This window comes from Pseudoalteromonas sp. SG43-3 (assembly GCF_014164385.1).
GTDB lineage: Bacteria > Pseudomonadota > Gammaproteobacteria > Enterobacterales > Alteromonadaceae > Pseudoalteromonas > Pseudoalteromonas distincta.
Window position 1 is genome coordinate 91,317 of record NZ_JACJFC010000010.1, and the last position, 12,706, is coordinate 104,022.

The window sequence follows — 12,706 nt, forward strand, 5'->3', positions numbered from 1 at the left end:
TCACACTGTTGCAGTATGGATTGTATATATTAAGAGTGATTAGATTTTTCTTTTAACTTGCTTGGAATGAGGAAAGCAAATGACTTCAGCTCTACAAAGGCTAAAACAACATTCATCTATCGTAGCCGACACTGGTGATATTGAAGCTATTAAAAAGCATCAACCAGAAGATGCAACTACAAACCCGTCGCTTTTATTAAAAGCGAGCGAGATTGAAGCATATAAGCCTTACCTAGATAAAGCTTGGAGCTATGCAAAAGAAACCGAGCAAGAGCCAGCTAAACAGCTTGAACTAGCATGTGATTACTTTGCCGTGTTACTTGGTAAAGAAATTAGTGAGATTGTACCTGGTTATATTTCTACTGAAGTAGATGCACGCCTTTCGTTTAATACGCAAGCGACTATTGATAAAGCACATACTCTACTTAGCCTTTACGAAAAAGAAGGTGTAAGCAAAGATAAAATTTTAATCAAAGTAGCGTCTACGTGGGAAGGCATTAAAGCCGCTGAGCAGCTAGAAAAAGAAGGTACTAAATGTAACCTTACTTTACTATTTAGCGATGCCCAAGCTCGCGCATGTGCCGATGCAAACGTATTTCTAATTTCGCCATTTGTTGGTCGTATTTTAGATTGGCATGTTGCTAACGGTATGGAAAAACCAACCGATCCGCTACAAGATCCAGGTGTTCAGTCTGTACGCAGCATTTTTGAATTTTACAAACGCCATGATTACAAAACAGTTGTGATGGGTGCAAGTTTCCGTAATACAGGCGAAATTATTGCTCTTACTGGTTGCGACAAGCTAACTATTAGCCCTAATCTTTTAGAAGATTTAGGTAACCTTGAAGGCGCACAGGAATACTTGCTAGAAACAGATATTCCTAAAGAGCCAAAACCAGAGCCACTTACAGAAGCGCAGTTCCGTTGGTTACATAACCAAGATGCTATGGCTACTGAAAAACTGGCTGAAGGTATTCGCTCTTTTGCTGATGCACAAGAACAACTAGAAGCGCGTTTTAAAGCAATGTAATTTGCTATAATCGTGTTTTAGAAAACGTCGCAATAGCGGCGTTTTTTTATGCCTAAAATTGGCTACTTCTCTATTTAACCTTCATATAATCTTCGTATAAACCTTCATCAATTAATCACACTTATGTAACATAACTGTCACTTTTTTATTCTATTTTAACTAGGCCTGTGGTATAGGTATTCTTGAGGTAAATAAAATCAATAGGAGAAGTTCATGGATAGCCTAAACGATATATTAGAGATATTAGAAGGACCAGATACAACAAGAAAAACCTCTCAAAAAAATAAAAAAAGAAAATGGCGTGAAATAGAAGCAATAAAAGACAAACAGCGCCTACGTAAAGAACTACAAGAACTAGACTACTTTACAGACAGTATTGCAATTGATGAGCTCGATTTTTAATTCAATACGCCCCAACTAAACAAAAAGGCTTCCAGAATCTGGAAGCCTTTTTTAATGGTTTAAACAATTTGAGTTCTTTGGAATAAATTAGATTTGCCAGTTAATTGGCTTATCTTTTTGGGCTTGCAATAACTCATTCGTTTGTGAGAAATGCTGACAGCCAAAAAAGCCTCTATGCGCCGAAAGTGGCGATGGGTGCGGCCCTTTTAAAACATGATGGCGAGCGCTATCTATGCCTTTACCTTTTTTTTGTGCATGTGCCCCCCATAAAATAAATACCACACCTTCGCAGTGCTTATTAATATGGGCAATTACATTATCGGTAAATAGCTCCCATCCTAAATGCTTATGTGAATGCGCTTGCCCTTGCTCAACGGTCAATACTGTATTGAGTAAAAACACGCCCTGATCTGCCCAGCTTTGCAGGTAACCATGCTCAGGAATAATAAACCCGCTGATATCGACAGCTAACTCTTTGTACATATTTTTAAGCGACGGTGGCAGTTTTTTTACATCAGGCAATACCGAAAAACACAAGCCATGCGCTTGCCCTTCCCCGTGGTATGGGTCTTGTCCTAAAATTACGACGCGGATGTCATTAAGTGCGGTGGCATCAAAAGCACTAAATACTTGAGCTTCAGGCGGGTAAACAGCAACACCTTCATTGCGGCGATTAGCCACATACTCTAACGTTTGCTGCATGTAAGGTTGCTGTAATTCACTTTCTAAAAATGTAGCCCAATTGCTCATTGCGTACTCTTAATCTGTTTACGTGATGCGTCTATTTTAACACACATATCCGCGAGTCCATCTAGCATGCGCGGGGTAAAACGATGTAATAAATCGGCATTTACGCTAATAAATTGATCATTTTTAACTGCTGGTACTTCTGGCCACTTTTGCCAATTAACAACCGGCTGTGGTGTTTTTGATTTTTCATCAGGGATAATAATAACTTGTGGCTTAGTAACAATAACATTTTCGATACTAATTTGCGGGTAATCTGTAACGCTCTGTGCAAATACATTGCTTACATGGCATGTTTCAATCAGCTGATTTATCCATGTGTTTTTACCTACCGTCATCATAGGCTCAGCCCATAACTGATAAAATCCGGTAATATTTTTTTTATCTTGCTGGCTTTTAATAATCGCGTTTAGTTTTTGTGTAAATGCATTTGCCGCTTGCTGGCTTTGCTCAATATTCCCTGTAAATTCACCAAAAGTAAGTAACTCGTCGGCTACACCAGCGATTGTGACGGGGTTACTCAAATACACTTTTATACCTAAACGCTCTATTTGGGCTAAATCTTCGCTTTGATTTCCGCTTTTCCACGCAATAACTAAGTCGGGTTTAAGCGCCAATACTTTTTCAAGCGAGATGCCGTAATAACCCCCTATGCGCTCAATACTTTGGGCTTCACTTGGGTAGTCGGCGTAATCAACTGTGCCCACAATATTATCGCCCGCCCCTATGGCAAATAGGTTTTCGACAATGTGCGGTGCAAGCGCGATTATTCGCAGCTTTTTAGAATCATTAGCCTGCTCTGCAAGTGCACTGCCCGATACACTAAAAAGCAGCAGCCCAATAAAAAACGCTTTAAACATTAGTAATCAAACCCTTCAAGCGCTTTTATGCCTGAGTCGAATGCGTGTTTTACATTACGCACTTCACTTACTGTGTCGGCAAGGTCAGTTAAAGTGCGGTGTGCTGCACGCCCTGTGATAATAACTGACTGCATTAGCGGGCGGTTATTAAGGGCTGTTACTACTTCATCTAAATCAACATAGCCGTAAGTCACCATATACGTAAGCTCATCGAGTAATACTAAATCAATACTGCTATCAGCAAGCATGCGTTTTGACTCTTGCCATGTTGCCTGCGCGGCTGCAGTATCGGCTTCTTTATTTTGCGTATCCCAAGTAAAACCGGTGTTCATTACAACAAACTCAACACCTGCACCTTGTAATAAATTACGCTCGCCACATTCCCACGTACCTTTAATATATTGGCAAACGGCTGCTTTTTTACCATGTCCAACGCAGCGTGCTACAACGCCAAAGCCTGAGGTTGATTTACCTTTACCATTACCGGTGATTACCTGAAAAATACCTTTTACATCTTGCGCTGCCGCAACACGTGCATCCACTTGTTCTTTTACTTTTTGTTGGCGCTGCTTATGCTTATCGTTGTTTTGTTCAGTCATTATTGTGCCCTTCATAAATCGAGATAATTTGCTGTATGTTTAAATGCGTTTCGCACATGGTTGCTAATAGTTCTAACTGCTGCTCGCGGTGAGCGGCAATACTAATTGGGTTAATTGAGGCGCTTGGTTTTACCCATTTTAAAATTTGCGATGTAGCATCGGCTTCATCAAATAAGCCATGTAAATAAGTGCCCGCAATGGCGTTATCATCGCTAATAAAGCCATCAAACGTAAAGCCATGTGGGTGGCTTTCATCAAAGGTTAAAAATGGCTTATTAAGCGCTGCACCTTGGCTAATCCCTGCATGTATTTCGTAACCACTACAGGGTGTTGATTGGTTATTTAAAAGCAGTGTAGCGGTTATTTTAGTTAATACTTTTTGTGTTGTTAGCGTGGTTTCAAAATCGCACAGAGCAAGCCCATTTACTTGCTTTAATGATGACTCAATACCCTCGGGATCGTTGAGCGTATTGCCCAGCATTTGCATGCCGCCACAAATGCCAAGTACTTTGCCACCATAGCGTAAGTGGCGTTTAATTTGAGTGTCCCAGCCTTCATTTTTCAAAAAGGTTAAATCGCCCAGCACGTTTTTACTGCCTGGAAGAATTATCAGATCAACGTCTGGGATCGTTTGCGTATGGCGCACGTAATTTATATTAATGTTTGGGTGCAAACGCAGTGCGTCAAAATCGGTGTGGTTACTAATGTGGGGAACAAGCAGCACTGCAATATTAATTGAGGCGTTGGTTACGTTATTATCAATTGCGACGGCGTCCTCGGCATCAAGCGCAAGGTCGTGTAAATAAGGTAATACGCCAAGTACGGGTTTGTTTGTGTATTCTTCAAGCCAATCAAGCCCGCCTTGCAGCAAACCTATATCGCCTCTAAAGCGGTTTATAACAAAGCCTTTTACGCGCGCCTGTTCTGACTCGCTTAACAACGCAAGCGTACCTACCAAATGTGCAAACACACCACCTTTATCAATATCAGCAATTATAATTACTGGGCAATCTACCTCTTCGGCGTAACCCATATTGGCAATATCGTTTTCACGCAGGTTTATTTCAGCAGGGCTACCTGCCCCTTCAACGAGGAGTAAATCAAAGCGTTTAGCTAAGCGGTTATGTGAGGTAATTACTGCATCCATCGCCGCTTTTTTATAGTCGTGATATTTGCCCGCTTCCATATTACTAATGGCTCTTCCGTGAATAATCACTTGTGCACCAGTATCGCTATTAGGTTTAAGTAAAATAGGATTAAAGTCTATTTCTGGCTCTACTTTAGCTGCTATTGCTTGCAAAGCTTGCGCACGACCAATTTCGCCGCCATCTTTTGTTACTGCGCTATTGAGTGCCATATTTTGTGGTTTAAAAGGCGCAATCTTTACCCCACGCTTAGAAAACACCCTGCAAAGGGCAGCAACTAAAGTGCTTTTACCAGCATCTGATGTAGTGCCTTGCACCATTAAGGTTTTCATGGAATTACACCCTTCGCTTTCTAAAAAACAATAAACTCAAAAAGAACACGCTACCAATAGCTGCAGTAATAACACCAACGGGCAGTTCTTGGTTTTTCAGCAATGAGCGCGAAAGTACATCAACCCACACCATAAATGTACCGCCCACCAAGCTGGTTACCAGTAAGCCAGCGATGGTGCCTTGGGATATAAAAAAGCGCACAATATGCGGCACCATTAATCCTACAAACCCAATACCACCACACATAGCCACCAGCACAGCGGTAATTAATGAGCTTAAAACCAGCATAAGTATTCTAAAGCGCTGAACCCTCACACCTAATGTAATTGCGCTTTCATCGCCCAGTAACATAGCATTTAGCTGCCTTCTAAAGCTCAGCATTACAAACGTACACAATGTAATTACCAATAAAGGCAACCAAAGCGTAGCCCACTGCGCACGCGAAAAGCTGCCCAGTGTCCAAAATAAAATAGCGGCTACCGCCTGAGGGTCGCTCCAATAAAGCAGCAAGCTGGTAAATGCACTAAATAAAAACGACAGAGCAACACCAGCTAATAACATTGATTCTACCTGTGCACTTTGCTGCCTACCTGCAATAAGTATTAATAAACTCATAGCGAGTAAGCTACCTAATAACGCTGCTGCCGATAACATAAAACCTGCGCTAATACCTGCTAATGCCATAAGTAACACCACGCCAAATGAGGCACCCGACGATATACCAAATAAGTAAGGATCGGCTAAAGGGTTACGCGTTACCGTTTGTAAAATAAGCCCCGCAATTGCTAAGCCAGAACCGGCTAAAAAGGCGAGTAATGTGCGTGGCATTCTTAGTTCAAAAATAATACGCGAATTAAAAGACGCATCATTTGAGAGTAAAAAGCTATTAAATACATCTTGAAGTGAGGTCTCTGCTGCGCCAAAACTAAGTGCTGCAAATAAGCTAAATAAAGCAGCTGCAGCACTGATAAATAGCGCAAGTGATTGGCGAGTATTAACTGCGCTCATATTATTCGTAACCATAAAAGTAAGTGATATGAGGGATGCTATTTCCCGACTCCGATATTTGCGGGTGGTTATTTACTTGAGCGCAGACACCAAAAACGTCGCCTAGCATGTTTTCGGTTAATACCTCACTTGGCGTGCCTGTATGTGTAATTTCACCATTTTTAATAACCACTAGTTCATCGCACATTGCAGAAGCTAAGTTTAAATCGTGAAACGATGCAAACACCGTTACACCCAACGATTTAGCAAGCTCCATTACCTGTATTTGGTATTTAACATCTAAATGGCTAGTTGGTTCGTCCATTATTAACAACTGAGGTTGCTGAACTATGGCGCGGGCTATCAAGGCACGTTGCTTTTCACCACCCGAAAGTGACTCAAAGCTTTGATCGCTATGATCTGCCAACCCTACAGTGTTGATAGCTTGGGTAATTTTTTGTTTATCAATGTTAGTTACTGAGCTAAATAGCGATTTATGAGGCGTTAGCCCAAGTGCAATAACATCAAATACGCTTAAGTTAAATTGCGACGGGGTTTCTTGTAAAACAACCGCTACTTTTTTTGCGTACTCATCGCTTTTTAGCTGCCAAATATCGGTGTTGTTAAACTCTACAACGCCATCACTGGGTTTATTAAAACGATATAAACAACGCAATAAGCTCGATTTACCTGCGCCATTAGGTCCAATTAAACCAACAAATTTACCTGTGGTTATTTTAAGGTTTATTTTTTTGAGGATCGTTTTATTGCCAATACCCCACGATACGTTTTTAACGTTTAGTAATGGTATATTTAATGGCGTTTGAGTGTGCAATAGTCAGTCCTAGACGGGATTAAACTCACTAAAATGCGATAAAAATACTAATGCACTACAAGAAAAAATGAGTAAACCCGCTCGTTAAAAGAATTTATACCAATTGCACTAAATTAGTGATTTATTATAGCGACAAAGAAATAGCTTAATAACAAAGCGGAAATTATGACATATACTTGTTCTATATGAATAATTTTTAACGAAGTTAGTAAGTTATTTAATTCGCTAGAAAGATCATGTTTTTAATAAAATTGGTATTATACCATTTGTATCTGACTTAAAGCTTTGCGCTAATTACAGTTGCGGGAACAGTCGAGGACTCGCACCTCATTCCAAATGAAGCTCTATTATGGGCGGCTAAGTAAATAATTTAAAGCAAAAAAAACCGCACTCAAAAGAGCGCGGTTAAAAAGGGAGTGTTTTAACTAATTTAGCGAATAGTTAAAACTTGTATTCCATACCTAAGCCTACGTAGTCTTGGTCAACGTTGTTGTCCATGTCGAAGCTTGAGTAAAAGCCAAATACTTTAATGTTTTTATTTAATTTGTGATCAAGACCAACTGATATTGCTGACTTATCGTCGCTGTCGTCAAAGTCCATGTCTTGGTATTGTACTTTAAATGTGTTGTTACCCATGCTGTAAGCTGCATTTAATAGATAACCATCCGCTTCTGCGCTGCCGTCAACTTTTTCTTGTGTTTGGTACATTGCACCTAACTTAAAGTTTTCAACTTTACCTTGGATTGACGCGCGTACTACATCGTAGCCATTTACTTCACTATCGGCTGCGATAGAGGCATATACTGCGCTCTTTTTAAGTGCCACGTCACCGTAAGTAACCGCCATTGAGTAACCGTTATCAGCGTCTACATCATCTTCAGCTACAAAAGTAGCAAGTACTTTAAAACCTTCGTATGAGTTTGATGAATAACTAACAGTATTCCCTAAACGGTTTTCACCTTTAAATACATTTTTAATATCGCCTTCAAGGTCGTTAAACAAGTCTAACTTACCTTGAGATTGTTTAAGCGCAGTATCGTTACGACCAATAACCACTTGGCCAAACGCACCTTTTAAACCAACGTATTGGTTACGCGCAGAAATATTGTCGTCGTTATCGCCTTTTGAATCAGCATCAGACACATCAACTTGAAACTCAAACTTATATACCGCTTCTAAACTATCATTTATTTTTTCAGAACCTTTAACACCAAGACGAGATGCATTACTTTTTATCTCAGTAAAAGATCCTTCGCCGTCATCAGATGATTGCACTGTTACATTCGCTTTACCGTAAATGTCTACATCGGCAAGTGCATTAAAAGATAAACCACTTAATAGTGCTAAGCATAAGCTCGATTTTACAAATTTCATGTTATTTCCTTGGATAATCACAAAAGACTAATTTTTTAAAACTGCTGCATTTTGTCACCGCTAAATGACAGTAATATTACAATGGAAATATTAATGTCTTTTTTTATTAATAAAAATGCATTAAATTTGAAATCAAAATAACATGAAAGCCTAATAAACGGCCGAACTTACTTACTTTTCTTTAATGACAAGCTTGGGGTCATTTGCGATAGTAAATTAACTAAGGTTTCTATTAACTCTTTTTGCTCGTTGTCTCTGTGATACGCTATAAACACGTCTCGCGAGGTATTTTCTACATCTTTAACATGAAACAGTTCACCTTTTTCTAAATGCCCTTCTACCAATACTTGAGGTATAAATGCACTGCCGCCACATTGCAGTATTAAATCAAGTGCAATACGTCCTGTGCTGGTTCTAAAATAAGGCGGTGTTTTACCGGTAAACTGACGCGCATGCCAAAGTGAGAAAGTAGTTCCCCAATCAACATATACATACTGATTATCAAAAAAGTTTTCGTTCGTTGCAGTGTCGTATCCGCTTACGGGAATGATTGGCAACTCACAGATTCGCTCTACCACTAGCTCGTCTACTTTTGGTGGATCAAACAATATTGCCAAATCAAGCGTGCGTTCTAATAACAGCCGAGTGCTTTCTTGTTGTGCTTTAACTTCTGCGACTAATGACACGCCCGGCATCGCTGATACAATATTTGTTATACCAAACTGTAAAAAAGCATCCCAAATATTGGGCGTTCCTGCTAAGCTAATTTGCTTATGCATATTATCGGCAAGCGCAACATCCACTTTGGCGCGTTGCATGCCCGTAATAATCATTTGTGCATGGGGTAATAAACGCTCGCCAGGTGCTGTAAGTTGAATGTTATTACGCTGGCGAATAAACAAATTAACACCAAGTCCTTGCTCTAATTGGCGAATTCTAAAGCTCACTGCAGACTGCGTAATATAAAGGTTTTCGGCCGCTTTACCAAAGTGACGCGTACGCACTACCTCAACAAATGTTTTTAATAAATCGATATCCAATTTTTTATCCTCACGATAAAAATAATTTGTTTAATAAATTGCCAAACTTGCATCATACTCCAGCTAATTACTAAGGTATGAGGATAAAGCTATGAGCAATAACATTTCATTACTACGCCAAGCATTTGTTAGCCAACGTCAATTTTATGATGATCAAAACTTTCCACGAGGCTTTAGCCGCAGCGGAAACTTCACCTTATTAGAAGCCAGCATACTTGAACAACACGGAGTTGTTTTAAAAGGCTTATACAGTAAAACAATTGAGCCGCAAAACGAACACCAAGAACAGTTTGTAGCAGTCGTAACTGGCTCACAAGAACCTACCAACCCAATCGAACGAGCTTGGGTAAAATACTTAAAACTAACGACCTGCAAAACTAAGTTTCATACTTTATTTGGCCGTTCAAAAATGTCGAGCCCAGCGCCGATTAGCCAAGAGTATTATTCAGAAGCGGATAATCTGTAAGTATTTAAGTTATTTGCTTTTTTGCGTTTTAACAGTTACAACTTGTATAAGCAAATATTTTTGCAAAATATATATAGGGTTGTTCCGTGACGCGAAAAATACTAATAGTTGAAGATACACCTGCCATGGCGCGAGTGCAAAAGCACATCGCGCTTAAGGCTGGTTATGAAGTTGATATAGCTGAGTCATTAGCGCAAACAAAAGAGCTTATAAGTAAAAATAGCTATTTTTGCGCTGTAGTTGACTTCATATTACCTGATGCCCCATTAGGTGAGGCAATACCTTGTACTATTAATGCAGACATTCCAACTATTGTAATGACGGGCAATATTGATAAAAAAACTCGCGACACTGTAGAAAAATACCCAATCATCGATTACATCATTAAAGAAAATAAACAAGCTTATCAGTACCTCGAAAAACAGTTACAGCGCCTGCCTCGCAACGAAAATGTAAAAGTACTCGTTGTTGACGACTCTAAATCGACCCGACGATACATTTGTAGTTTATTAGTGCGCCATAAGTATCAAATTATTGAAGCACAAGACGGACAAGAAGCGTTAAACCTGCTTGAAGCTTCACCTGATATTTCAGTTATTATTACTGATAATGAAATGCCCAATATGAATGGCGATGAACTATGTAGCGAGATTCGTCGCTTATATAGCAATGATGAAAAAGCTATTATTGGTATTTCGGGTTCTGACTCTGTAGGGCTTTCTAGTTTATTTTTAAAAAATGGCGCAAACGATTATTTGCACAAACCTTTTAATAGCGAAGAGTTTTACTGCAGGCTTAGTCAAAACGTCGATATGTTAGACCTTATAGCTACCATAAGGCGACAAGCCAACACGGATTATTTAACTAATTTACCAAATCGTCGTTACTTTTTTGAAGAAGCTGAAAAATCATTAAAGCAAATAAAACATACTAAAGGTGACGGTGCTTTAGCTATGCTTGATATTGATCACTTTAAATCAATTAACGATACATACGGACACGATGTTGGCGACGAAGTATTAAAAGGGCTCTCTATTTGCTTCAGTAAATACTTTAAAAAGTATTTAGTAGCGCGTTTAGGTGGTGAAGAATTCGCAGTGTACTTTGCCGACACTGATAAACAAGAAGCACTAAAAAGGCTTGAAGGTTTTAGGTATTTTATAGAAATGAATAGCCAAGAATTTAGTAAAGCTAAAATTAAATTTACTATCTCTATTGGCTTCTCAAACGGGCCTGTTTATCAAATTGATGAACTTTTAAAACAGGCCGACTTAAAGCTTTACGACGCTAAAGAATCTGGTCGTAATAAAGTAGTTAGTTAACCATTTTATTAGTTAATTATACTTCTGCGGCTGTAATAGCCGCTTTTTTACGTTTGCGTGATTGATGGTAAGAGTCCCAACTAAAAATAGCCAGTGCACTCCAAATACATGCAAATGTTACTACCCGCTCTGCATCAAACACTTCACCATAAAACACCACAGCTAGTATAAACATTAAGCTTGGCCCAATGTATTGAAAAAAGCCAAGTGTAGTATATTGCAAACGCTTAGCTGCACCGGTAAAACACAGCAGTGGTAATGTAGTTACAATACCTGCACTAATCAGTAGTACATTAGTATGCCAATCATTAGCTGGCAGGCTTGATGTTGCTGTAGGCACCATTAACCACCAATAAATAAGTGCGACAGGCAGTAATATAAGTGCTTCGAGTAAAATGCCAGGCAAGGCTTCAACCGGTAACTTTTTACGTAATAAACCATAAAGTGCAAATGATATAGCCAGTGAAAAGGCAACTACCGGAAACGAGCCAAAACTAATTAGCTGCAGCACTACACCGCTAAAGGCAAGGGCTACTGCTACGCCTTGGAACTTACGCAGGCGTTCGCCTAAAAAAAGCATACCCAGTAATACATTTAAAAGAGGATTTATGTAATAGCCCAAGCTTGCATCAAGCATGTGGTTATTATTTATAGCCCATATAAATAAACCCCAATTAAACCCAAGCAGTGCAGAGGTGATAACAAGCATAAGCAAAAGCTTAGGTTGAACGATAATGCGTTTAATTTTACCCCAATACCGTAAAACACTTACTACCAATACTAAAAACACAACCGACCAAATAACCCGATGCATTAAAATTTCAAAAGCAGAAACATGCTGAATCAACTTAAAGTATATTGGCGCAAGGCCCCACATTAAAAAAGCAAGACAAGCAAAAATAGCACCTTTACGCTGCTCAGTATCAATCGACATAATACACACTTAGTGATTTAAAAGGCCGCTAGTTTACTTGCCATACGCGTTTTATCCAACTAAATACGTGCCGGTTCCAAAAGCAATTTGAACAGACTGTTCGTTATGTAATTCCATTCTGCATACACATACTTTATTACCTGAACGAATAAGTGTTGCGCTGGCAGTAAAGCTCTCCCCTTTACCAGGGCGCAAATAATCAGTACGTAAGTCGATAGTCCCAAGCGTGGCTAATTTTGTTTGCACGCTTGTAATATCTAAATCGGTGAGTTTATCAATTACACTTGCTGCAGCGAGCATACCGCCTACATTATCAAGTACGGCTGAAATAACACCACCATGGAGTATTTTTTGCGCAGGGTTACCAATTAGTACATCCTGCCACGGGAACGTAATTTTGGCCTGTTCAGGGCTCAACGACTCAACCGATATTTGTAAAAACTGGTTAAACGGCATGCCATTTACAAATAACGCGCCCACTTGTTCAATTAACATTTCTTTATTCATTATTATTCTCTATGTCAAAACAGGTAAGATGAGTAAAACATACATAGTGTAAAACTACGAGACTCCACTTAAATAATTTATCAAGTAACTCAGCTAAAGACATCTCACTAAAAAACCACTAAAAT

The 12,706-nt window shown here is 39.4% G+C and carries 14 protein-coding genes and 1 riboswitch; of the genes, 4 read left to right on the forward strand and 10 right to left on the reverse strand.

Annotated elements, in window-relative coordinates; genetic code table 11:
• The first annotated feature begins 79 nt into the window (after positions 1–79).
• A complete protein-coding gene (gene tal, locus H5157_RS11255; protein WP_002961397.1) occupies positions 80–1,030 on the forward strand; it encodes a transaldolase in 951 nt (316 codons plus the stop codon).
• A 213-nt stretch (positions 1,031–1,243) separates the two neighbouring features.
• The gene (locus H5157_RS11260; protein WP_002961395.1) at positions 1,244–1,432 is read left to right on the forward strand and encodes a DUF3545 family protein; all 189 of its coding nucleotides are present in this window, start codon (positions 1,244–1,246) and stop codon (positions 1,430–1,432) included.
• Positions 1,433–1,519: 87 nt separating this feature from the next.
• Here the strand turns inward: H5157_RS11260 and ung are convergent, their stop codons facing one another.
• The 8 genes from ung to H5157_RS11300 form a co-directional block, all read right to left on the reverse strand.
• Entirely contained in the window at positions 1,520–2,182 is a 663-nt protein-coding gene (gene ung / locus H5157_RS11265; protein ID WP_182724697.1) for a uracil-DNA glycosylase, read from the reverse strand.
• Positions 2,179–3,039, reverse strand: a complete 861-nt coding sequence (locus H5157_RS11270) for a cobalamin-binding protein (protein WP_182724698.1) — start codon at positions 3,037–3,039, stop codon at positions 2,179–2,181. The genes ung and H5157_RS11270 overlap by 4 nt, the downstream gene beginning before the upstream one ends.
• Entirely contained in the window at positions 3,039–3,638 is a 600-nt protein-coding gene (gene cobO, locus H5157_RS11275; protein WP_182724699.1) for a cob(I)yrinic acid a,c-diamide adenosyltransferase, read from the reverse strand. Before cobO ends, H5157_RS11270 begins: the two co-directional genes overlap by 1 nt.
• Complete coding sequence (locus tag H5157_RS11280; protein WP_182724700.1) at positions 3,631–5,115, reverse strand: cobyric acid synthase; 1,485 nt, start codon at positions 5,113–5,115, stop codon at positions 3,631–3,633. Before H5157_RS11280 ends, cobO begins: the two co-directional genes overlap by 8 nt.
• A gap of 4 nt (positions 5,116–5,119) precedes the next feature.
• Positions 5,120–6,124 (reverse strand): iron ABC transporter permease, encoded by a 1,005-nt coding sequence (locus H5157_RS11285; RefSeq protein ID WP_165724264.1) that lies wholly within the window; start codon positions 6,122–6,124, stop codon positions 5,120–5,122.
• Between the two features lies 1 nt (position 6,125).
• Entirely contained in the window at positions 6,126–6,938 is an 813-nt protein-coding gene (locus H5157_RS11290) for an ABC transporter ATP-binding protein (protein ID WP_182724701.1), read from the reverse strand.
• Between the two features lie 245 nt (positions 6,939–7,183).
• A riboswitch (cobalamin riboswitch) is annotated at positions 7,184–7,318 on the reverse strand.
• A 61-nt stretch (positions 7,319–7,379) separates the two neighbouring features.
• Positions 7,380–8,312, reverse strand: coding sequence for a porin (locus tag H5157_RS11295; RefSeq protein WP_002961381.1), 933 nt, complete (start codon positions 8,310–8,312; stop codon positions 7,380–7,382).
• 167 nt (positions 8,313–8,479) lie between these two features.
• Positions 8,480–9,352, reverse strand: coding sequence for a LysR family transcriptional regulator (locus H5157_RS11300; RefSeq protein ID WP_024596245.1), 873 nt, complete (start codon positions 9,350–9,352; stop codon positions 8,480–8,482).
• 91 nt (positions 9,353–9,443) lie between these two features.
• Here H5157_RS11300 and H5157_RS11305 point away from each other — a divergent pair, with 91 nt between their 5' ends.
• Both H5157_RS11305 and H5157_RS11310 read left to right on the forward strand, forming a co-directional pair.
• Positions 9,444–9,818 (forward strand): DUF413 domain-containing protein, encoded by a 375-nt coding sequence (locus H5157_RS11305; protein ID WP_024596244.1) that lies wholly within the window; start codon positions 9,444–9,446, stop codon positions 9,816–9,818.
• A gap of 86 nt (positions 9,819–9,904) precedes the next feature.
• A complete protein-coding gene (locus H5157_RS11310) occupies positions 9,905–11,140 on the forward strand; it encodes a response regulator (protein WP_182724702.1) in 1,236 nt (411 codons plus the stop codon).
• Between the two features lie 16 nt (positions 11,141–11,156).
• On the opposite strand, the gene rarD is transcribed toward H5157_RS11310, so the two are convergent.
• A complete protein-coding gene (gene rarD / locus H5157_RS11315; RefSeq protein WP_039488332.1) occupies positions 11,157–12,074 on the reverse strand; it encodes an EamA family transporter RarD in 918 nt (305 codons plus the stop codon).
• Between the two features lie 51 nt (positions 12,075–12,125).
• A complete protein-coding gene (locus H5157_RS11320; RefSeq protein WP_024596241.1) occupies positions 12,126–12,581 on the reverse strand; it encodes a thioesterase family protein in 456 nt (151 codons plus the stop codon).
• Between the last annotated feature and the right edge of the window lie 125 nt (positions 12,582–12,706).